Genomic DNA, 23,000 nt, shown 5'->3' with positions numbered 1-23,000 from the left:
GCAAAATTTTAGCCATAAAAAAGGGGCTGTTTTTCGACAACCCCTTACAAAGCTAGTATTTAGCAATAGATTATAGATTATCTAAAAAGCGCTCAGCATCTAGGGCAGCCATACAACCTGTACCTGCTGATGTGATTGCTTGACGATAAATGTGATCACACACGTCACCTGCAGCGAATACACCTGGTACGCTTGTTTGTGTCGCATTACCGTTTAAGCCTGATTCAACTACTAAGTAGCCATCTTTCATTTCTAGCTGACCTTCGAACATGTCAGTGTTTGGCTTATGGCCAATTGCGATGAATACACCTGCAAGGTCAAGGTTTTCAGTCTCTTCTGAGTCAGTTGCTTTAATGCGGATGCCAGTAACACCCATTTCATCACCAAGAACTTCATCTAAAGTACGATTGTAATGTAAAACAACATTACCGTTTGCCGCTTTTTCATTTAAACGATCAGCCAGAATCTTCTCGCTACGGAAGCTATCGCGACGGTGGATCACGTGTACTTCGTCGGCGATGTTAGATAAGTAAAGAGCTTCTTCAACTGCCGTATTACCACCACCAACAACAGCAACTTTTTGACCGCGATAGAAGAAACCATCACAGGTTGCACAAGCAGAGACACCACGACCTTGGAAGTTTGTTTCAGATTCTAAACCTAAGTACTTAGCAGACGCACCTGTTGCAATGATTAATGCATCACAAGTATATGTACCTGAATCACCTGTTAAAGTGAAAGGGCGCTTAGTTACATCAACTTTGTTAATGTGATCGAAGATAATTTCAGTTTCGAAACGTTCAGCGTGCTCTTTCATACGTTCCATTAATGCAGGGCCAGTTAAGCCATGCGCATCACCAGGCCAGTTTTCAACTTCGGTCGTTGTTGTTAATTGACCACCTTGTTGAATTCCTGTGATTAGAACAGGGTTAAGGTTGGCACGTGCTGCGTATACCGCCGCCGTGTAGCCCGCAGGTCCAGAACCCAAAATTAATAGTTTACAGTGTTTAGCGTCACTCATGGTTTTTCCTAAAAACGTTTCAATACGATGTCTATGCGACCGATTCTAAGAAAAACAAGGCGGATGTAAACAAAAGGCTCGATTATTTTTTTTGGTAAATCGCAAAGCTGTCAAATAATCCTTACTCATTATGATTTAAGCTGCTCTTTTTGCTTGTTAAATGAACTATTTCTTAATTGTTATGCCTTCAAAGTACGTTTATTCATGACCAAGCAATATTTTTTTGGTATGTTTTAGCTAATTTTGATATTAGCTTTAGTTATGAGCTAAATAAATGAACAGGCAATTATGGTATTTTGGCAGGAAAAGCCCGCATTCGGGCTGACTACGGAAGACTTACAGGTCTTAACCAATGCAAAAGAGTATCGCAATGAACTATTGCGTTTAATTCGTTCAGCGACAAAAAGAATTTATATAACTGCTTTGTATCTTCAAGATGATGAAGCAGGTCGAGAAATTTTAACGGCATTACACGAAGCCTCATTAGCTAATCCAGATCTAGAGGTAAAAGTACTGGTTGATTTTCATCGCGCTCAGCGAGGTTTAATTGGCGCTGCAAAATCTGATGGCAATGCCAGTATGTATTGTGACTTTCAGGAAAAGTACCAGTCTAATGTAAAGGTTTATGGTGTTCCTGTTAAAGCGAAAGAGCTTTTTGGCGTGTTACATTTAAAAGGCTTTGTGATTGACGATACTTTATTGTACAGCGGTGCAAGTCTTAACAATGTCTATTTGCAGCAAGACGACCGTTATCGTTTAGATCGCTACTTTTTAGTGCATCAAGCTGGTTTGTGTAACTCAGTAGTAGAGTTTATTGAATCACACTTATTAAGTTCTGAGGCTGTTCCTCGTATTGATAAGCGACCTCTAGTTAACTTCAACGATATTAAAAATGCGCAAAAGCAGTTAATGCGTGATCTTAAATCAGCAAGTTATGAAAGTGCAGCAGAGGCGAGTGCGGGTGAATTAGGGGTTCGTCTTTTCTTGGGCTTAGGCCGTCGTAGTAATAAACTAAATCGTTTGATTAAGTCATTATTTGATACCACGGAAGAAGAATTAGTACTTTATACGCCTTACTTTAATTTCCCAGCACCATTAATGCGCTCTTTACGTCGCTTACTAAAACAAGGTAAGCAAGTAACAATTGTGGTAGGTGATAAAACTGCGAACGATTTTTATCTGCCTCCTAGTGAGCCGTTTAGTAAGATTGGTGCACTCCCTTATTTATATGAAACAATCCTACTTAAATTTTTAAAGTCTCAGAAGCGTCATATCGCAAATGGCAATTTAAATGTTTATCTTTGGAAGCATGAAAGCAACTCTTTCCATTTAAAAGGAATTTGTTCAGATAAACGTTTACATTTGCTTAGTGGGCATAATTTGAATCCACGAGCATGGGGTTTAGATATCGAAAACGGGATTTTAATTGACGATCCGAAGCAAAATATTCTTGAGCAAATAGAAAACGAAAAACACGCTATTTTGCAGCATTGTCGTCGTTTAAATGGCCCGCAAGACTTAGAGACAATGGATGATTATCCTGCGCCTGTTAAGAAACTTTTGGGTCAGGCAAAGCGTGTGAAAGTAGATTTTATTATCAAACGCTTTATTTAGTGGGCTTAAAGATTAAAAAAAGCAGCGAGAGCTGCTTTTTTTGTGTCTAGCTATTAGCTTACTTCTGTTGAGCATCTAAAGATTGGCCGTTCACCTCTTTAGAGTCGTCGCTCATCAAGTATAAATAAGTTGGCATTAAATCTTCTGGCGTTGCTAATTTATCTCTATCTTCACCAGGGTATGCAGAAGCACGCATAGATGTGCGAGTTGCACCAGGGTTGATACAGTTCACGCGAATATTGGTTTTGCCCACTTCACAGGCCCAAGTTTGCATCATGCCTTCAACAGCAAATTTTGAGATTGCATATGCACCCCAATGCTCACGGCCTTTGCGACCAACACCAGAGGATGTAAAAATAACAGATGCACTTGGTGACTTTCGCAATAATGGAAACATAAATTTAGTGATCATGGCTTGCGCAGTCACATTCACTTTCATAATGTTTTCAAAGGTAGAAACACAAAAATGTTCAAGCGGCCCTAATGAACCCAAAATACCTGCATTGTTTAATAAACCATCTAACTTGCCAAACTGCATTTCTATAGTTGCGGCTAAATCGCGGTAGTTTTGTTTTGTTGCACCTTTTAAATCCATCGGCACGATAGCCGGCTGTGGGTAGCCTGCGTTCACGATTTCATCATAGACACATTCGAGTTTATTAGTTGTTTTACCAAGTAATATAACAGTGGCACCATGCTTGGCATAAGTTAATGCGGCTACGCGACCAATGCCATCACCCGCACCTGTTATTAGAATTACTTTGTCTTTTAGCGCATTCTCTGCGGCTTTATAAGTGTGCATAAAAGTACCATCAATTAGATTTTTTGCTATTTTAACATAGCAAAAAGCCAAGTTATCGAATTTATTGCAAATTAAGGTGGCGAAAATTGAAACTTTACGTTAACTTTAACTGGTCTAATGTCTTATTAATAATCTAATTACATTAATTTAACTTAGAATAAAGGTAGTAGAACAACTACGTTTAACTTTGAACACACAATAACAATAAGATTTGCGCGGAGCGAAATTATGAAAAAAATGCTACTCTCACTAGCCATTGCGTCAGTCATTACCGGCTGTGGTGGAGGAGAAACATTAGAAGATGTTAAAAATGACACCCCACCTGTCATCCCAACCGCGACCGTTAAATTTGACCCTGCAAATAGCGTTATCTCGGTACCTAATGACTTACTGATGAGTGGTACACTTGATGGCACTTTAAATATGCCGGGTGAATTAGACGACAACAATGTTAGTGTTGAACGCGCAGCCTATGCTGATCCTCAGCTTGCACTAGGTGCTCTTGATGGCTGGTCAACACAAACTCCGTTTAAAATCGATTTAGCATTCCCTGCGGGTATCTCACTTGATATGGCTTCTGCCGGTTCACCTGGTGCAGTTCGTATTTTTGAAGTAGTGATGGGCGCAAGTCAAACAGATGAAACTTGTTCGCAAGTACCTGCAGGCCTTGCCTGTAAGTTGGTTTCTGAGCTTACATTTGGTGTTGACTTCATTACACAAGGTTCTGGTGATGCGGTTGCTGTGATCCCACTTAAACCTTTTAAAGCGGGTAGCACCTACATAAACGTTTTAACAACGTCTTTAATGGACTCAGAAGGGCGTTCAATCGAACCATCTTCAACTTATGCACTTGTTAGTGAAGAAACACCGCTAATTACTGATTCACAAAAATCTCTGCAAGCGGTGATTAATAGCTACGAAAATGCAGTCACCTCAGGTGGCGCAATTACAAAAGATGAAATTATTTACTCTGCTGCGATGACAATGCAATCTGCAGGTCAAGTACTAGGTACTGTTAAGCAGCTTTTAGCAGCTAGCCTTTCGCAACCTGCCTTACCAACACCGATGGTTCAAATTCCTGAGCAACCTGTAATTACAGTTGAGCAAGTATTCGCATCACAAGGTATTACAGGTGTTTCACCAGTATTTGGTGGTGTGCAATATCAAAAGGGTAGCGTGATGTTACCTATGTATTTAGCAACGCCTACAGGCAAAACGGTTGATGATTTATCAGCAACTTATTGGCAAGGGCTATGCGACAGTGGTGTTGCTGTACTTGGCTATGCATCTACTGCAGGTGACTCATTCCCAACAGACCCAATCAGCGAAACTGATGGTTTATGTATGGCGTTAAGTGGTGGAAAACTGCGTGATTTAGGTTTAGATCAAACTAAACACTTAACCAAATACAACACAATTCCAAAAACACAAAGCATTGCTAACGTTCCAGTACAAGTTACTAAACCAATTTTACCTGTGATCAACGCAATACGTGGTCAGTTAGGGTTGGATCCTCTGGTAATGCCTGAAGGTGGTTGGCCAGTAGTGATTCTGCAGCACGGTATTACTTCTAAAAAAGAAGATATGCTAGCAATTACAGCACAATTAACAATGCAAGGCTTTGCAACGGCTGCAATCGACCACCCAATGCATGGTGAGCGTGGTGTAGATGTAGACGGCGATGGTACTGATGACTTTAATGCTTCTACAGGTTCAGTTTTAAGCTACATGAACTTACAGTCATTATTAGTTGCGCGTGATAGCTTACGTCAATCAGTTGCTGATTTACTGGGGTTACGTTTAGGTCTTAACTTTACTGGTGCTGCTGATTTAAATGCCCAAGATGTTTCATTCTTAGGCCATTCATTAGGCTCTGTAGTTGCTCCAGCATTTGTTGCTGTGACTAATGCACCGCTAGCTGAGCAAGTTGATCCAATGTTCAACGTGAAGAGTGTTGCACTTGCCAGTGGTGGCGGTGGTATCGCTAGTTTCTTAATTGAGTCAAATACATTTGGTCCTTTTGTGCAAGGCTCTGTTTTACTTGCAGCAGGCACAGCTGAATCTGCAGAGTTTGGTGCTTATGCACAAAATGAAGCGCTGTCTAACTGTGGTTCACTTGCTTCTAACCAAACAGCTTTTGTTACATGTGCGTATAAAGAGTACATTGGTTCGCTAACTATGGCTGGTGAAACTGTCAAACTTGCTAATATTCAAAGCATAATTACTCAGTTTGCTTTTGCTGCACAAACGGCGCTTGATAGTGGTGATCCTTCAAACTACGCCGCATCAGTTGCAGCGCTTGGCACGCCAGTCTACATGAGTGTTGTCGTGGGTGACGGTGAAAATAACAATGCTGATATGGTTATCCCACCAATGGTGGCGAGTAATCCAATTGCTGGTAGTTTACCTCTTGCCAACTTAATGGGCTTATCAACGGTTGCTGAGACACAAGGTCCAACTGCTGATGCGATGAGCTATGTGGTTAAATTCACTAAAGGTCATCACAGCTCAGTGTTAACGCCTGTAGCTACTGCTGACTCAGGTGCTACAGCACAAGAAAGTGCAGCTGCTACAGCTGAGATGCAACTGCAAATTGCGACTTTCTTAGCAAGCCGTGGTCAGTATCTTCAGGTTACAAACTCAGATGTTGTCACTGAATAACTGAAACCTATTAATTAAGTAATAACCAATTAAGTAAAAAGCCACATCATGTGGCTTTTTTTTGCTTTAAAGCATGGTAAATTGTGGCGAATAATTAATAAGTGGAGAGTTTGATTGGAATTTTTATATGAGTACGGGTTATTTTTCGCAAAAACCCTCACATTTGTCATCGCTATTGCTGTCATTGTTGCCATTATCATGGGAGCTGCAGTAAAACCTAAAGCGAAGAAGGGCGAGATAACCATTGATGATTTAAGTGAACAGCTTGATGATTTAAAACAAAGCTTTATCGAAAACACACTTTCAAAGAAAGAGTTAAAAGCTCACCAGAAACAACAAAAAGCAGCCGCAAAAAAACAACACAGTGAAGACCCTAAGTCACGTCTATATGTAATTGACTTTAATGGCAGTGTAGATGCGCACGAAGTAGAAAGCTTACGTGAAGAGATCACAGCTATTTTAACTATTGCAGATAAAGAAAAAGATCGTGTTCTTGTTCGTTTAGAAAGTGGCGGAGGTGTAGTGCATGGTTACGGACTTGCTGCGTCTCAGCTACAACGCTTACGTAATGCAGGTGTGCATTTGACTGTAGCCATTGATAAAGTAGCGGCGAGTGGTGGCTATATGATGGCATGTGTTGCTGATGAAATCGTAGCTGCACCATTTGCAATTGTTGGCTCAATTGGGGTTATTGCGCAGATTCCTAATTTTAATAAAATTTTGAAAAAGAATGATGTGGACTTTGAGCAAATTACTGCAGGCGAATACAAGCGAACATTAACCTTATTTGGTGAAAATACAGACAAAGGTCGCGAAAAATTCAAACAGGAAATAGAAGAAACGCATGGCTTATTCAAAACATTTGTTAGTGAACAACGCCCTTCACTTGATATAGATATGGTCGCAACAGGTGAGCACTGGTTTGCTACACAAGCCTTTGATAAAGGCTTAGTTGATAAAATTGACACAAGCGATGATATTTTATTGAGCCAAGCAAAAGAGCGTCAAATCTTCAAAGTGAAATACCGTATTAAGAAGAATTTGAGTGATAAATTAGCGGTGGGCTTAAGCTCTGGTTTGAGTAAAGCAGGTGTGAGTTTAATGTCGCGTTTTAAAGGCTTAAACCCTTAAGTTTCAGTTTTAAAAAGTATATAGGCTATAAAAAACCCGCTATTTAAGCGGGTTTTTTTATGAGTCATTCATAAGTAAATTATTACTTAATCGACTTATGATAGTCTTCTAAATCTTTAGCGGCATTTGGATCGTTAAATACGTCCTCATCAAATTCACCTTCAGATTTTGCAACCACACAGGTCACCATACAATCACCTGTAACGTTTACAGCGGTACGTGTCATATCAAGTAAACGGTCAACACCAATGATGATAGCAATACCCTCTACAGGTAAACCTACTTGGTTTAACACCATAGCTAACATGATAAGACCAACACCTGGCACACCGGCAGTACCAACAGATGCTAGTGTCGCGGTCAAAATAACCATTAAATAATCAGAAATTGTTAAATCAACTGAAAAGACCTGGGCAATGAACACGGTAGCAACACCTTGCATAATTGCTGTGCCGTCCATGTTAATAGTTGCGCCTAAAGGTACCGTAAATGAAGCAACTGAGTTGTGAGCACCAAGTTTTTTGCTAGCAGTTTCAAGGGTAATAGGCATTGTTGCACTTGAACTTGAAGTACTAAACGCAAACAAACAGGCGTTTTTCATTTTCTTTAAAAACGTCACTGGATTTAAACCAGTTAATACTTTTAATAAGATACTATAGTTTACAAAGCCATGAATTAAGAGCGCGAAGACCACCACGCCAAAGTATAAGGCAAGGCTTGTGATGAGTTTAAAGTCTATAGTTGTGAATAACTTAGCCATTAAAAAGAATACACCGTAAGGGGCGATATTCATCAGTAGGGTAACAAGTTTTAAAATAACGGTGTTTAAGTCTTCGAACACGGTTGCAACACGTTTACCTGCTTTACCGCTTAAAGCCATCGCCACACCAAATAACAAAGCAAACACAATAACTTGCAGCATATTGCCATTTGCCATTGCATCAATTGGGTTGGTAGGAAACATTCCAATAATGACTTGTGCAAGGGTAGGTGCTTCTTTAGCACTGTAGGTCGCATCTGATGGTAGGTTAATACCTTCACCAGGATTAACTAATAGCGCTAGTGTTATAGCAACGGTGATTGCTATTGCTGTTGTTACTAGATAGAGTAAGATTGATTTTCCACCCAATCGACCTAGTTTTTTAGGGTCACTTAAGCTACATGTACCACACACCAGCGATACAAAAACCAATGGAACAACCAGCATCTTTAAACTTGCGATGAATATTTGCCCACCTACATGGAAGATACCATCCACAAAAAATGCTTTAATTGGTAAAGAGAATAATCCTAGTGGAATTAGGAAATCGTCTTCACCCGCTAAAATCGCTTGAAAGATAAAACCAACAAGCACACCCAGTACCATACCTACCATGATACGAGACGTAAGGCTTAAAGATCGTACTTTTGACATATACCTAGTCTATATTTTTATAAATTTCGCCATAGCCTACCAGCCTGAAGATTTTTATACAGGAAAATTCGACAAATATTTTAAATTAATTCGCTGTAAATCTGATAAAAAAATTATGATATTCGTTCAATTTTTAGGTTAATATTAGGTAAATATATAAATAAATTTAAAATAGCTAACTAGGGAGAGGTCAATGCCTTTATTGCGATGGCTAAGTATTATAGTTTTCAGCTCATTGTTAGTTGCCTGTGGCGGCGGTGGGTCGTTAGAGAACGATAGCGGTTCACTTGATGGAGGGGATGGTGGTACGACTGATACCCCAAGTTACTCTGTATCTGTGAAAGGTTATACAGCGGGCACAAATGAAGAGTCGAGTTCTGTAACGGTCGAATCACCATTAACTATTTCAGCAACTCTGACCAATCAGGGGGTTGCTGTATCTGGTGAAGTGATAACTTTTAGTCTTGATGGTAGTATTGGCTTGATAACACCTGCTTCTGGTACGAGCTTGACCGATTCAAATGGTGTTGCATCAATTACTGTCACTGCAGGTGATACGGCAGGAGCTGGTATCATTACTGCATCCTACATAGTTGGTGAAGAGACTTTTAGTGATACTTTTGGTTTTACATCCGATGGTTCACAAACGGGTGATAGCAGTGGCACAGTTTCATTAGGGCTTTCGATTGTTGACAGTTCTGGTTTACCTTTCTCTTCAGACAACCCGGTTAGTAAAAACAACAAAGGAACGGTTACAGCTACTTTACTTGATGAAAGCACTCCAATTGCTGGCCAATTGATTTCGTTTACTACAAACTTCACAGGTAAAATTACACCCGTACTAGGTACTGCGCTAACAGATGAAAATGGCCAAGCAAATGTCACTTTAAGTAGTGGCGATTCAAAAGGCGCTGGTCAAGTTATCGCAACATATACAGATGAAAATGATAACACCATTACGAAAACGGTAGGTTTTATATCAAATGGTGATGATGCTTCTTCTGATGCTGCCCAATACTCAGTGTCTGTTCTAATGCTAACAGGCTGCAACCCTTCGTGGGATCAAAATCGAAATAATGTGAAGCTTGATCCAACTTCGCAAGCTTCTGGCTGTACTATTACTAATTCAATTTCATCAACCGAGTTAGGTGATTTATTTGTAGAAGTAATAAATGACCAAGGCGGTGATGGTGTTGCTAACTCATTGGTTGATGTAACAACTGATCTTGGTTCTGTATTACCTTCTTCAGGTCGAGCTCTGACTGATAACTTTGGTGTTGCACTTTTAAAATTACAGCCAGGAAATACAGGCGGTGCTGGTACTATTTCGGTGTCATCGTTAGGTGAAAGTGCAGATCTTAACTTTGCTGTTGGTATCGCTGATCTAGTGTTAGAAGTTGATAATGGACTAAACACAGATAGTGAAGGCAATACAATTCCTTTGAAAGCGGGTGGTAGTACTATTATTGAAGTTACCCTTCGCGACGAGCAAGGAAATTTATTTACCACGCCTACAGAAGTAGAATTTAACTCTACGTGTGTTTCAAATAATGACTCGACAATTGATGCATCAGTACAATCGTCAGCAGGTATTGCAAGCTCAACATACCGTGCTAACGGCTGTTCAATCAATGATGTGGTTAATATTACAGTTGAAACGGGCGGCAAAAATTTTACGGCGTCTACTGTTATACCTGTTGAAGTATCGGCTGTTCAATCAATACAATTTCTTGATGTTTCGGAGCCTGTGATTGCGCTTCCACCTGGTGAAGGTGGTTTACCAACACAATCAGTCGTTCGTTTCAGATTACTTGATGCGGATGGTATTGTTTCTGCACAGCAACGTATTGATTTTAAATTGACGGACTCAGTAGGTTTAGCAAAATTAACGCAAAGAACTGCTAATACAGACAACAATGGTGTTGTACAAACAACAGTGACTTCAGGCATCGTTCCTGGGCCACTTGTCGTTAAAGCATGTTTTGTTTCTAAAGAAGATGTTGCTGCCTTGCCTGAAGGTGATGATTTATCTTGTTGGACAGATGAAGTTGAACTATGCGAAGCTGAACCAAGCAATGAAATTTGCCCAGCAGGGACACTTCACTTAGTACCTTTAACTGAGCAAATTAACGCAGTGTCATCTCAACTTGCTTTATACTCTGGTGTTACAGATCAAAACAGTTTTGACTTAAGCCCAGAAGTCTTAAATCCAAATGCATTAAATTATAATGGCGTCACTAATAACCTGACAGTTTATTTTGGTGACCAATTTAATCAATTCAATAGTGATGGTGTTGAATCAACCGTTTTAACTGAGTCAGGTGTTATAGGTTCACAAAGTAATGAAGCAGTATGTCGTACTACTGATGCATCATGTGTTGTTACATGGCGCTCGCAGGGTGAACGACCTTTCTATGACTACAAATGGGGTAATAGAATTGGTGAAATTGATGGTAATACTGCAACTACTGAAGGAATAAACCCTAAAACTGGTGAAGTAAACTGCGACCCTTATTTTGGTATTGCAGCCCCATGTATTGGCACCTTAGTTCGCGCTAAAAATGATCCAAATGGTGTAATTCGAGGTGGACGAACAAGCATACTTGCGGTAGCGAAAGGTCAAGAGAGCTACGAGGATGAGGAGTCATCAGATGGCGTTACTCGTCGAAACGGGTTATTTGATGTTGGTGAATATTATACGTTATATGATTTACCTGAAGCATTTAATGACCACAATGAAAATAATACCTTTGACAAAGCTAACTGTAGCGATGCAACCAGAGATTCTTACGATGCTGATTCAGACCCATGCTCGGAGAAAAATTCACGAGGCGGTCATAATGAAACATGGCGAGATCTTGATAATGATGGTGTATATGACGGCCCTGATGGTAAATATAACGGATTGTTATGTAGTGAAGCTGCCTTTAATGCTGGGCAATGTACGCGTGATTTAATTGAAGTTCGTAAGCAGATTGAAGTAGTTATGTCTGGTGATGAACCTTATGTACGATTCGCCGTATTAAAATCAAATGAAGTAGTGACTGCTCCTTACGAAGTAGTTGTGCCAGCTGATTGTAGTTCGACATTTGCAGGTGGCTTTGAAGAATCAGATAATGCAAGCTGGTGTGATGTTGAATCGATTGATTTGTCGAGTGTTACACGCCCTAACCCGAATTACGATGAGGATGATCCTGATTCAGGCCCAGAAGATATTGATATAGGTTTAACGGGTATCAATATCCAAATTTTCTACAGTGATGAATTTGGTAATCCATTACCTGCAGGTACAGAGGTAACAATTACTGCAGACAATGGTGATTTTTCTATACTGCAACATCAAGATATTATCGGAAGCACAAATAGAGACTCAACAATGTCTTCAAGTGTACGTATAGCTCGAGAGGTTGACGGTAACCAAGACGCAGATGGTGTGCTGACCATTACATTTAATTTCGAGAATCAATTTGGTACTACAAAAACAGTAAGTAAATCAATTGCTATACTTGATGATAAATAAATTTAAGCACAATTAAATTTAAAAAATGCCAACCAGAAGGTTGGCATTTTTGTTGCTGTTCTATATATTCCCCTTGAAATTACCGCAAAACACCACATTGACTAAATTAGCAACAAAAATTGTTTAATTATTCAGTCAATGAAGAAAAGTTTCGATTAAAAGCTTGTAACAATTGGTGTTTGTAGATATACCTATAAATATTCGTGCTCCAATGTTAAAAAATCATACTTATTTGTTTAATGTGATGGATATACATTTATAAGGGCAAAAAACTTTAAAACTTTCGGTCAGAAATAGGCAACTATGGGCAAATCACTAGTAATTGTAGAGTCTCCGGCAAAGGCAAAAACAATTAACAAATACTTAGGAAAGGATTTTATCGTCAAGTCCAGTGTTGGGCATGTGCGTGATCTTCCAACTTCAGGTTCAGGCAAAACGAAAACAGCGGCGACCAAAACGCCTGCTGAAGTTCGCAAAATGTCACCAGAAGAAAAAGCTGCCTATAAAAAGCAACGAGATTATAAGAATCTTGTTGCCCGCATGGGGATAGACCCTGAAAAAGGTTGGGAACCACATTACGAAATACTGCCAGGCAAAGAAAAAGTTGTTCAAGAATTAAAAAAGCTTGCTGAAAACGCCGATAAAATCTACCTCGCAACCGATTTGGATAGAGAAGGGGAAGCAATTGCATGGCACCTCGAACAGATTATTGGTGGCGAGCCTGAAAAGTATAAGCGAGTTGTTTTTAACGAAATTACTAAAAATGCAATTCAACAAGCATTCGAAACACCGGGTGAACTAAACACTGATATGGTTTACGCACAACAAGCGCGTCGTTTTCTTGACCGTGTAGTGGGCTTTATGGTGTCACCATTACTTTGGGCTAAAGTTGCTCGTGGTTTATCAGCCGGTCGTGTGCAATCTGTTGCGGTGCGTTTACTCGTTGAGCGTGAGCGTGAAATCAAAGCATTTATCCCTGAAGAGTTTTGGGATGTACACGCTGATGTTAAAAATAGTGAAGCTGCATTACGTTTAGAAGTTACGAAACACGCTGACAAAGCATTTAAGCCTGTTAATGAGGCGCAGGCAATGGCTGCGGTTACTGACCTAGAGAAAGCTCAGTACAAGGTTGTTAGCGTTGAAGAAAAGCCAAGCAAGAGTAAGCCTAGTGCACCATTCATTACCTCAACCATGCAACAGGCTGCTAGTACACGTTTAGGCTATGGTGTTAAAAAGACTATGATGCTGGCTCAACGCTTATATGAAGCGGGTCACATTACTTATATGCGTACCGACTCAACCAACTTATCAAAAGATGCGGTTGAAATGTGTCGTGATTACGTAACCGAGCAATTTGGTGAAAAGTATTTACCAAAAGCACCGATCAGTTACAGCTCTAAAGGCAATGCACAAGAGGCGCACGAGGCGATACGTCCATCAAGTGTCTCGGTATTATCAGGCCATTTAGATGGTGTTGAAGCCGATGCGAAAAAGCTCTACGAATTAATTTGGCGTCAGTTTGTTGCTTGTCAAATGGTACCTGCTGAATATGACCTAACAACTTTAACCGTAGGTGCGGGTGATTATCAGCTAAAAGCAAAAGGCCGTGTACTTCGCTTTGATGGTTGGACAAAAGTTCAGCCAGCTGTTCGTAAAAAGAATGAAGAAGATCAATCATTACCAGCTGTAAAAGAGGGTGATGTACTAACGCTTGTTGAGTTAGATCCTAAGCAACACTTTACCAAGCCACCTGCGCGCTTTAGTGAAGCAAGCTTAGTTAAAGAGCTTGAAAAGCGTGGTATTGGTCGCCCTTCAACTTATGCATCAATTATCTCAACGATTCAGGACCGTGGTTATGTGCGCGTTGAAAACCGCCGTTTCTTCGCTGAAAAAATGGGTGAGATAGTTACTGACCGCTTAGTGGAAAATTTTGAAGATCTGATGAACTTTGATTTTACCGCTAAAATGGAAGGTCGTCTGGATGATATCGCAGAAGGTGAGCGCGTTTGGACACAAGTACTAGACAAATTTTACGCAGACTTTTCAACTCAGCTTGAAATTGCTTCAGGTGATGAAGAGCAAGGTGGTATGCGCCAAAATCAAATGGTTGAAACAGACATCGATTGTCCAACCTGTGGCCGTAAAATGGGGATTCGTACTGCGTCAACTGGTGTATTCTTAGGCTGTACAGGTTACAACCTGCCACCTAAAGAGCGTTGTACAACAACCATGAATTTGGTGCCTGGTGATGAAGCGATTGCCGCAGATGTTGAAGATGTTGAAACAGAATCACTAATGCAAATGAAGCGTTGCCCAATCTGTGAAACGGCAATGGATTCATACTTGATAGACGAAACACGTAAACTGCATGTCTGTGGTAATAACCCAGCCTGTAAGGGTTATATCGTTGAACAAGGTACCTTTAAAATTAAAGGCTACGATGGCCCAATTATCGAATGTGATAAATGTGGCTCAGATATGCAGTTAAAATCAGGCCGTTTTGGCAAGTATTTTGGCTGTAGTAATGAAGAGTGTAAGAATACGCGTAAATTACTCAAAAATGGTGAAGCTGCGCCACCGAAAGAAGATCCGGTTCATTTACCAGAACTAGAATGTGAAAAATCAGAAGCTTACTTTGTACTTCGTGATGGTGCTTCAGGTATTTTCTTGGCGGCGAATACTTTTCCTAAGTCTCGTGAAACTCGTGCACCTAAAGTCGAAGAGTTAAAACGTTTTAGAGATCGTATTTCTGAGAAGTTTTACTATTTAGCTGATGCGCCTACGCAAGACCCAGATGGCAACCCAGCAATTGTTCGTTATAGCCGTAAAAATAAAGAACAATATGTGATGAGTGAAGTCGATGGTAAAGCGACAGGTTGGACTGCTCACTACCAAAATGGCAAGTGGGTTGAAGAAAGTAAAAAGAAAGCGCCTGCAAAAAAGAAAACATCGACAAAAGCTAAGGAATAATTCCTTAGCTTTTCAAGGCAATAAAAAACCGGAGCGCACGTCTTTGTGTCATTCCGGTTTTTTTATATCTGGTTTAACGACAAATTAAATTTGTACGTCTTTTACTTTCTTAAAGCCTTCAGCTTCAAGCTCATCGTTCACACATTTTAGTACGTATGGCTTTAATTCTTCGTTGCTGATGTCATCATCTTTAGCCCAGTTTAAACACATCTCAGTGTATTCTTTGATCATTTCAGCTGATGCTTCAGGTGCTTCGTTAGCGATTGCGTTAGACGCTGACACGCTTAATACAGGTGCCAAAATTAGTGCTAGCAATGCTTTGTTCATTTAATTATTCCTAATCAACATAATTAATAATTACTGGCTTAAAGTGCTCAGTAAAGGTGCGCAAAGGGCATACCGCTTTGCTTAAGTGAATTTATAAACGAAATCTGTAAAAAAGATAACGAAATATTTTTATCGTAAAGATAAACAAAAAATAGTCACAGTAGTGCGCTGCAAATATAGAAATTACTAATAAAAACCGCGTATTATCAAACTAATATTTATGAGAGTGATTTTAGAAATGTCAGAACAGATTAATCAAACTAAAAACAAAAAAGTGCCTTCTACATTAGAGAGAGTCGTCGAAAAATTTATTTTTCGTTCTCGATGGCTGTTAGCGCCATTTTTTATAGGTTTATTAGTCGCTGTAGTCTTATTGTTGTTAAAGTTTTTCAAATATCTTTACAGCATGGCCTTAAATACGTTTTCGGCAACTAATCAAGAGTTATTGGTGGGAATATTAACTTTGGTTGATACCGCGCTTTTAGCTGGGCTTTTGCTTATCATTATTTTTAGTGGTTACGAAAACTTTGTTTCAAAGTTGAATATAGACAATCACGAAGACAGACCTGTATGGATGGGAAAGGTTGGTTTTTCAGGGCTTAAGATGAAATTAATAAGCGCCATTGTCGCTATCTCTGCTGTAGAGCTTTTAAAGGTATTTATCAGCTCAAACAACCATTCAACGGATGAGTTACTTTGGAAGGTGTTAATTCATGTGACGTTTGTGGTGTCGGGAGTGTTATTTGCACTAACTGACTACATTAATAGTAAAACCATGAATCACTAATCGTGTTATTAGTAATAAAAAGCCCTGCATTGCAGGGCTTGGTGTTTAACAACTGATAATTAATTCAGGGTTGCATAAAAGCAACCGAACCCGGGCAGAGTGACTGTATTATTGTTTAACTCAGCTGTGTGATGCGATAGCTCCGTATGCAGTGAAGACACTGTATCAGAGATTGTTAACTCGCTACTTTGTGCGCCTAAGTTGAATGCACACAGCATTTTGACGCCTTCAAAGGTTCTATAAAAAGCAAGTACAGGCTCTGGAGTGTTTAAAAACTCAATGTCGCCTTCTAACAGAACATTTTTATCTTTACGCCATGCCATAAATTCACGGTAGGCATTCAAAATCGAATTTTTGTCTTGATCTTGCGCATTAACAGCAACGGCTTTGTGAGCATTGCCTACAGGTAGCCATGGCTTAGCTGTTGAGAAGCCCGCCTGTTCAGCATCGCTTGCGTCCCATGGCATTGGAGTACGGCATCCATCACGGCCTTTAAAGTTTGGCCAGAAAGTAATGCCGTATGGGTCTTGTAAGTCTTCAAAAGCGACTTCAGCTTCACCTAAACCAAGCTCTTCACCTTGATACATACATACGCTGCCGCGTAATGAAGCAAGCAGGGCGGTCAGCATTTTACATTGCTGCGGATTGATCGTGTTATCTTTACTCCAGCGACTAGCAACACGTTCAACATCGTGGTTACTAAATGCCCAACATGGCCAGCCTTCAGTCATACGCTCTTCTAATGTACTCACGGTATTACGAATATATTCTGCACTGTAATCATTAGTAAGTAATTCAAAGCTATAACCCATGTGGAGTTTATCACCACCTGAGGTGTACTCAGCCATAGTAGCTAATGAGTCTTCTGATGAGATTTCACCTAAAGCAACCGTGCCAGGGTATTTATTTAATAGGGCACGAATGTCCTGCATAAAGCTTAAGTTTTCTGGTTGCGTATTATTGTAGTAGTGATACTGGAACGCATACGGGTTATCTTCGCTAAAGCCACGACCCTGACGCTTTTCAGGCGGCTTAGCAGGATTGTCACGTAATTGTGCATCGTGATAACAGAAATTGATCGCATCTAAGCGGAAACCATCAACACCTTTTTTAAGCCAAAACTCCACATTATCTAATACGGCTTTGCGAACTTCAGGATTATGGAAGTTTAAATCAGGCTGTTCTGCAAAGAAGTTATGCAAGTAATATTGACCACGACGCGGTTCCCATTGCCATGCTGGACCACCAAATATAGATAACCAGTTATTTGGTTGTGTGCCATCCGGCTTCGCATCTGCCCAAACGTACCAGTCAGCTTTATCGTTGGTTTTATCTTCACGACTATCGAGGAACCACTGATGTTGATCTGAGGTATGGCTCAATACCTGATCAATAATAATTTTAATATCACGTTGGTGAGCTTGTGCAATTAAATCATCAAAATCAGCAAGGTTACCAAAAATAGGGTCGATATCACGATAATCACTTATGTCATAACCAAAATCTTTCATTGGTGATTTAAAGAAAGGTGAAATCCAAATAGCATCAACACCCAAGCTCTTAATATAATCGATGCGATCAATGATACCTTTGATATCACCAATGCCATCGCCATTGGTGTCTTGGAAACTGCGCGGATAAACTTGATAGATAACCGCACCTTTATACCACTGCTTTTGAGCCATGTTTTTCTCCATCGTGACACTCAGTGTTTGTAAACTGTTGGGCAACTAACTAGATGTTGCCGGAATGTCAAAAGCATACGTGAAGGCTGGGATAGTGTAAAAACTCTGCATACGTATGCACGCTAAATTCATATTTTAATTACTGAAAAAATATCCGTCGTTGCACCAGTTCAATTGGCTATTTCATCTATGAAAAAATTTACCAATTGGCTTTGCTTGTTATTTGTAAAAACAAAAAACCCCAGCTTGGTGCATAAAACAGTTGCTTCTGGCCAAAGTAGTGCAAATAAAATTTGGTAAGACCAATTTCCAGTTTGTCGAACTTTTTCTGTTTATTAACATTGCTTCTTTTGCTAACACCCTGTTGAGGAGGCTTTTGTGTTTCTACTGGAGAGTTAAGGTTCAAAATTATGGCGAAAATGTTTCATTCTTATTAAATTGTGCTGGTATCATACTAAAGTTAACAATTACAATGGGTTAAGTCTTAATTGTGTAAATGTATTGTTAATTTTTAAGTGGTTGAACTACGCTGAATACGTATGCATAAATTTGTTAAGGAAATAATCTCGGCGTTAATATTCATTCCGACAACAAAATCAGTCAACGACTTCAGCTATTAGATAATAAATATCTGCATCGCGTTGGCATTACAATTTGGGTAATGGGAAAAGCATCATGTCTATGTTCAAACCAAGTATATTAACTCTGGCTTTAACAGCCGCAGGTTTAAATAGCTTTGTAGCGTATGCTGCAGAAGAAGACCAAAAAGCAAAAAACGATAACGTTGAAGTTATCGAAGTAAAAGGTTTTCGTGGCAGTGTTGTAGAATCTATTAATACTAAACGCTTCACTCCTGAAGTTGTTGAGTCAATCTCAGCAGAAGATATCGGTAAGCTACCAGATTCATCAATTGCAGAATCAATTGCACGCCTTCCTGGTTTAACTGCTCAACGTCTAGATGGTCGAGCTAGCCGCGTAAGTGTTCGTGGTTTCAGTGAAAACGAAAGTGCTACTACTTTTAATGGCCGTGAGCAAGTATCAATCGGTGACAACCGTGGCGTAGAATTTGACCTTTACCCATCAGAAATTATGAGTGGCGTAACGGTATATAAAACACCAAGCGCTAGTCTTGATGCAGAAGGTATTGCTGGCGTAATCGACATGCAAACTGTTAAACCTTTAAGCAAAGGTGAGCAAGTTATCATGTTCAATGGCCAATATGAGCAAACTGGTTTTGATAAATTAAACCCAGACGGTGACGATAAAGGTTTCCGCGGTACTGTTTCATACATTGATCAGTTTGCAGATGACACAATTGGTGTTGCATTTGCTTACAATACAATGAGCTCACCTAACCAAGAAAAACGTTGGAATTCATGGGGCTACCCTGAGTTTACCGGTGGAGATGGTAACACGTATTCAATTCTAGGTGGTGCTAAACCATTCGTACGTTCATCGACTCTTGAGCGTGACACAGCGATGCTTGTTATTGAAGCTGCGCCGACAGATCGTCTTAACATGACATTCGATGCCTTATACGTTGATTTTTCGGATGAAAAAATCTTACGTGGTATTGAAGTGCCATTTGCTTGGGGCCAAGGTTCAATCGACCCAAGCTCAGCTGTAATTGATGCTGACTCTGGTTTTATCACAAGTGCAGTAACTGAAGGTCAACGTGTTGTTGTTCGTAACGACTACGAAGAGCGTAACGCTGAGCTAACTCAGTTTGGTTTTAATGCAAAATACGACATCAGTGATGACTGGTCAGTAGAATTTGACGTAAGCCGCTCTGAAGTTGAACGTCAAATCTGGAGTATCGAAAGCTACTCAGGTACAGGTCGTGGTGACGCAAATGGTGTTGCTGATACGATTGGTTACGAGTTTGACGGTGGTAACACTGGCGCGCAATTCAGCCACAACCTTGATTACAGCGATTACGACTTAATCCAACTTGGTGGCCCATTATCTTGGGGTGCAAGTGCTGCACTTAACGATAAGTATGGTTTAACAGGTACTGAATACCAAAATACAGCGCAAGATGGCTTTATCAACGCGCCAGAAATCAATGATGAATTAAGCACATTAAAACTTGCTGCAAGCAAAGTACTTGATAACGCTTACATCAGCCGTGTGTCATTTGGTATGTCTTACCGTGACCGTGAAAAGAGCAAAGTGTCTGAAGGTTACTTCATGACATTAAAAGATTTCTCTTTATCAAATCCAGGTATGTTATCAATCCCTGAGCAATACCGTTTAGGTACAGCGAGCCTTGATTTCATTGGTATGGGCAACATGGTTGCATACGATACCAACGGTTTAGTAAACGACGGTTATTATAACCTTCTTCAAGAAAGCTTAACTGATTCAAAACACAAGACACAATCTTGGACTGTACAAGAAGAAGTAACAGCGTTTTTTGCTCAAGCTGACATTAATGCTGAAATTGGTTCAATCCCTGTAACAGGTAACGTTGGTGTGCGTTATGTGAAAACTGAACAGTCTTCACAAGGCTTTGCCGCTAACACAGTGAATGGTTTAGTTGTTGTATCACCAACTGATGTAAGCCACGATTACAGCCACTTCTTACCAAGCATCAATTTATCGTTTGCAATTGATGAAGAGCAAACTGTACGTTTTGGTGCGGCGAAAACGATTTCTCGTGCTCGCTTAGATGAAATGAACTCATCAGTTAATGCTTCTTACAATCAACAACCTGATGAAAATGGTAACTACTGGAGTGTATCAGGTGGTAACCCTGAACTTGAACCAAAAGAAGCAACAGGTTTTGATGTAAGCTACGAAAACTACTTCCATGAAGAAGGTTACTTTGCAGCTGCTGTATTCTATAAAGATATCACTCAGTGGATTTTCGATGGTACTTATGAAATCGACATGAGCGGTGTAGCTGACCCGTCTACCGGTGAAATCCCTGCAACTTCAACCGGTACTGGTTCTGGTAAAGTAAATGGTGGTTCTGGTGACCTATGGGGTTATGAGCTTTCATTAACACTACCGTTCACTATGTTCAGTGAATCACTAGACGGTTTTGGTTTAATCGCAAGCCATACAGGTGTTGAGCAAGACTTAACTGACCAAAATGGTAACGAATATGAGCTACCTGGTTTATCTGACCAAATCGATAGCTTAACAGTTTACTTTGAGCGTAACGGTTTCCAAGCACGTACTAGCATGCGTAAACGTAGTGACTTTAAAGGTGACGTATACGGTTTAGGTTTTGCTACTACACAAGTTGATATTAAAGGCGAAACAATTTGGGATGCACAAATTGGTTATGACTTTAGTGAAGGCGGTGTAGAGAGTCTTGACGGTTTATCTGTAACTTTCCAAGTTCAGAACATCACAGAAGAGCCGTTCACATCACTACAAGGTGATAACTCACTTCAAGTACGTGATTATCAAGACTACGGTCGTACATTCCTGTTAGGCTTCAGCTACAAGCTGTAATGAGCTAAACAGAGATATAAAATTGCCCTTGTGATTTGTTTTACAAGGGCTTTTTTATATCAGTGAGCTACACTCAATGAATTGAAATTGGCGTTAGGTGTACTATGGAATCAAAAAAAATAACCAAAGTAGTGATTGCTGGCGGTGGTACCGCAGGGTGGATAACTGCAGCATTACTCAATAAAGTGCTGGGTAAAGTGCTTGATATAACCCTGATAGAGTCAGCAGAAATTGGCACTGTCGGTGTCGGTGAAGCCAGTATTCCACCTATTTTGCATCTAAATGGTGCGCTAGGTATAACCGAAAAAGAATTTATTAAGGCCACTGGCGCAACGATTAAACTGGGTATTGAGTTTGAAAATTGGCGCAGCCAAGGTCACAGCTATATGCACGCCTTTGGTGAGATAGGTAAAGACTTCCCGTTTTGTGAGTTTTACCACTTTTGGTTAAAAGCAAATCAAGCTAATAATGCACCTGATTTTTGGGATTTTTCACTTAACTACCAAGCTGCAAAAGCACATAAATTTGCCCACCTTAAACAAATTCCAAATACTCAGTTAGCGGGCTTACATTATGCCTATCATTTTGATGCCACACGATACGGCGAGTTCTTAAAAGAATTAGCACAATCACGGGGCGTAAAACGGATTGAAGGCAAAATTGAATCGGTTAATCAATGTCACCAAAGCGGGCATATAACCTCTTTATTGCTTAAAAATGGCGAGCAAATTGACGGCGACTTATTTATTGATTGCACAGGTTTACGTGCATTATTAATAGAGCAAACACTTAATGCAGGTTTTGAGGATTGGTCACATTGGTTACCTTGTGATAGTGCTGTTGCAGTGCAAAGTGAATCAGCTAACGATGCAATTCCATATACACGTTCAATTGCAAGAGACTCGGGTTGGCAGTGGCAAATTCCATTACAGCATCGTTTAGGCAACGGTCTTGTCTATTCTTCTCGTTTCTTATCAGACGAAGCGGCAAAACAACAGCTCTTGGATAACTTACCTGCTAAACCACTGACAGAGCCCCGCGTTATTAAATTTAAAACAGGCCGCCGTTTAAAGCAGTGGCATAAAAATGTGGTATCGGTTGGCTTATCGAGCGGATTTTTAGAGCCATTAGAATCGACCAGTATTCATTTAATTCAAAGTGCAGCCATTCGTTTAATTAAGTTTTTTCCTCATCAAGGTATTAAACAAAGCCTTGTGGATGAATTTAATCAACAAAGTAAAACAGAATTTGAGCGAATTCGTGACTTTATTATTCTTCACTACAATATTACTGAGCGTGATGACAGTGCGTTTTGGCGTTTTTGTAAAGGCATGGATATTCCAAGTAGTCTTAAAAAGAAAATTGAGCTATTTAAAACCAGTGGCAAGCTCGTAAGAGAAGACGATGAGCTATTTGCCGAAGTTGCATGGCAACAAGTGATGATAGGGCAAGGGCTTATAGCAGAGGATCACCATCCATTAACTGATGCGTTATCAGATGAGCAGTTAAATGAGCTATTTAGTAATTTAAAAACCTTGATTAATAGCACTGTAGAGCAACTGCCGAGCCACAGTCAATTCTTAGAAAAAGTACAAAATTAACT

At 40.0% G+C, this 23,000-nt stretch carries 13 protein-coding genes; 8 read left to right on the top strand and 5 right to left on the bottom strand.

What is annotated here, in order from left to right; all coding sequences use genetic code 11:
* Window positions 1-70 precede the first annotated feature (70 nt).
* Window positions 71-1,021, bottom strand: a complete 951-nt coding sequence (gene trxB, locus QL229_RS04355; protein ID WP_135924978.1) for a thioredoxin-disulfide reductase — start codon at window positions 1,019-1,021, stop codon at window positions 71-73.
* 288 nt (window positions 1,022-1,309) lie between these two features.
* Here trxB and pssA point away from each other — a divergent pair, with 288 nt between their 5' ends.
* A complete protein-coding gene (gene pssA, locus QL229_RS04350) occupies window positions 1,310-2,635 on the top strand; it encodes a CDP-diacylglycerol--serine O-phosphatidyltransferase (RefSeq protein WP_281546502.1) in 1,326 nt (441 codons plus the stop codon).
* Between the two features lie 58 nt (window positions 2,636-2,693).
* On the opposite strand, the gene QL229_RS04345 is transcribed toward pssA, so the two are convergent.
* Window positions 2,694-3,437 carry a YciK family oxidoreductase gene (locus QL229_RS04345; protein ID WP_135924973.1) on the bottom strand — a complete coding sequence of 248 codons (744 nt, stop codon included), beginning with the start codon at window positions 3,435-3,437 and terminating at the stop codon, window positions 2,694-2,696.
* 228 nt (window positions 3,438-3,665) lie between these two features.
* On the opposite strand from QL229_RS04345, the gene QL229_RS04340 reads away from it, so the two are divergent.
* Window positions 3,666-6,098: a VolA/Pla-1 family phospholipase gene (locus QL229_RS04340; protein WP_138558711.1), complete on the top strand. Its 2,433-nt coding sequence runs from the start codon at window positions 3,666-3,668 to the stop codon at window positions 6,096-6,098.
* Window positions 6,099-6,212: 114 nt separating this feature from the next.
* A complete protein-coding gene (gene sohB / locus QL229_RS04335) occupies window positions 6,213-7,229 on the top strand; it encodes a protease SohB (protein ID WP_138558712.1) in 1,017 nt (338 codons plus the stop codon).
* Window positions 7,230-7,311: 82 nt separating this feature from the next.
* Here sohB and QL229_RS04330 read toward each other — a convergent pair whose 3' ends face one another.
* Window positions 7,312-8,643 (bottom strand): dicarboxylate/amino acid:cation symporter, encoded by a 1,332-nt coding sequence (locus tag QL229_RS04330; RefSeq protein WP_135924966.1) that lies wholly within the window; start codon window positions 8,641-8,643, stop codon window positions 7,312-7,314.
* A gap of 193 nt (window positions 8,644-8,836) precedes the next feature.
* Between QL229_RS04330 and QL229_RS04325 the strand changes: the two genes are divergently transcribed.
* Both QL229_RS04325 and topA read left to right on the top strand, forming a co-directional pair.
* Window positions 8,837-12,163, top strand: coding sequence for a hypothetical protein (locus QL229_RS04325; protein ID WP_138558713.1), 3,327 nt, complete (start codon window positions 8,837-8,839; stop codon window positions 12,161-12,163).
* Between the two features lie 303 nt (window positions 12,164-12,466).
* Entirely contained in the window at window positions 12,467-15,133 is a 2,667-nt protein-coding gene (gene topA / locus QL229_RS04320) for a type I DNA topoisomerase (RefSeq protein ID WP_138558714.1), read from the top strand.
* 84 nt (window positions 15,134-15,217) lie between these two features.
* On the opposite strand, the gene QL229_RS04315 is transcribed toward topA, so the two are convergent.
* On the bottom strand, window positions 15,218-15,460 hold the full coding sequence (locus QL229_RS04315) for a hypothetical protein (protein WP_135924959.1): 243 nt from the start codon (window positions 15,458-15,460) through the stop codon (window positions 15,218-15,220).
* Between the two features lie 238 nt (window positions 15,461-15,698).
* Between QL229_RS04315 and QL229_RS04310 the strand changes: the two genes are divergently transcribed.
* A complete protein-coding gene (locus QL229_RS04310) occupies window positions 15,699-16,247 on the top strand; it encodes a TIGR00645 family protein (protein ID WP_135924956.1) in 549 nt (182 codons plus the stop codon).
* Window positions 16,248-16,306: 59 nt separating this feature from the next.
* On the opposite strand, the gene QL229_RS04305 is transcribed toward QL229_RS04310, so the two are convergent.
* Window positions 16,307-17,932 carry an alpha-glucosidase family protein gene (locus QL229_RS04305; RefSeq protein ID WP_138558715.1) on the bottom strand — a complete coding sequence of 542 codons (1,626 nt, stop codon included), beginning with the start codon at window positions 17,930-17,932 and terminating at the stop codon, window positions 16,307-16,309.
* Window positions 17,933-18,607: 675 nt separating this feature from the next.
* Between QL229_RS04305 and QL229_RS04300 the strand changes: the two genes are divergently transcribed.
* Both QL229_RS04300 and QL229_RS04295 read left to right on the top strand, forming a co-directional pair.
* A complete protein-coding gene (locus QL229_RS04300; protein WP_135924951.1) occupies window positions 18,608-21,397 on the top strand; it encodes a TonB-dependent receptor in 2,790 nt (929 codons plus the stop codon).
* A gap of 104 nt (window positions 21,398-21,501) precedes the next feature.
* Entirely contained in the window at window positions 21,502-22,998 is a 1,497-nt protein-coding gene (locus tag QL229_RS04295; RefSeq protein WP_135924949.1) for a tryptophan halogenase family protein, read from the top strand.
* Window positions 22,999-23,000 lie beyond the last annotated feature (2 nt).

Source organism: Pseudoalteromonas sp. PAR1 (genome assembly GCF_947311895.1).
In the GTDB taxonomy this organism is placed as follows: domain Bacteria; phylum Pseudomonadota; class Gammaproteobacteria; order Enterobacterales; family Alteromonadaceae; genus Pseudoalteromonas; species Pseudoalteromonas lipolytica_C.
This window is presented reverse-complemented; position numbering and strand designations above follow the sequence as displayed.

Bases quoted from the DNA above. Each gene is read 5' to 3' on its own strand.
- trxB (WP_135924978.1), bottom strand. From the start codon at position 1,021: ATGAGTGACGCTAAACACTGTAAACTATTAATTTTGGGTTCTGGACCT.
- pssA (WP_281546502.1), top strand. From the start codon at position 1,310: ATGGTATTTTGGCAGGAAAAGCCCGCATTCGGGCTGACTACGGAAGAC.
- QL229_RS04345 (WP_135924973.1), bottom strand. From the start codon at position 3,437: ATGCACACTTATAAAGCCGCAGAGAATGCGCTAAAAGACAAAGTAATT.
- QL229_RS04340 (WP_138558711.1), top strand. From the start codon at position 3,666: ATGAAAAAAATGCTACTCTCACTAGCCATTGCGTCAGTCATTACCGGC.
- QL229_RS04330 (WP_135924966.1), bottom strand. From the start codon at position 8,643: ATGTCAAAAGTACGATCTTTAAGCCTTACGTCTCGTATCATGGTAGGT.
- QL229_RS04325 (WP_138558713.1), top strand. From the start codon at position 8,837: ATGCCTTTATTGCGATGGCTAAGTATTATAGTTTTCAGCTCATTGTTA.
- topA (WP_138558714.1), top strand. From the start codon at position 12,467: ATGGGCAAATCACTAGTAATTGTAGAGTCTCCGGCAAAGGCAAAAACA.
- QL229_RS04315 (WP_135924959.1), bottom strand. From the start codon at position 15,460: ATGAACAAAGCATTGCTAGCACTAATTTTGGCACCTGTATTAAGCGTG.
- QL229_RS04310 (WP_135924956.1), top strand. From the start codon at position 15,699: ATGTCAGAACAGATTAATCAAACTAAAAACAAAAAAGTGCCTTCTACA.
- QL229_RS04305 (WP_138558715.1), bottom strand. From the start codon at position 17,932: ATGGCTCAAAAGCAGTGGTATAAAGGTGCGGTTATCTATCAAGTTTAT.
- QL229_RS04300 (WP_135924951.1), top strand. From the start codon at position 18,608: ATGTCTATGTTCAAACCAAGTATATTAACTCTGGCTTTAACAGCCGCA.
- QL229_RS04295 (WP_135924949.1), top strand. From the start codon at position 21,502: ATGGAATCAAAAAAAATAACCAAAGTAGTGATTGCTGGCGGTGGTACC.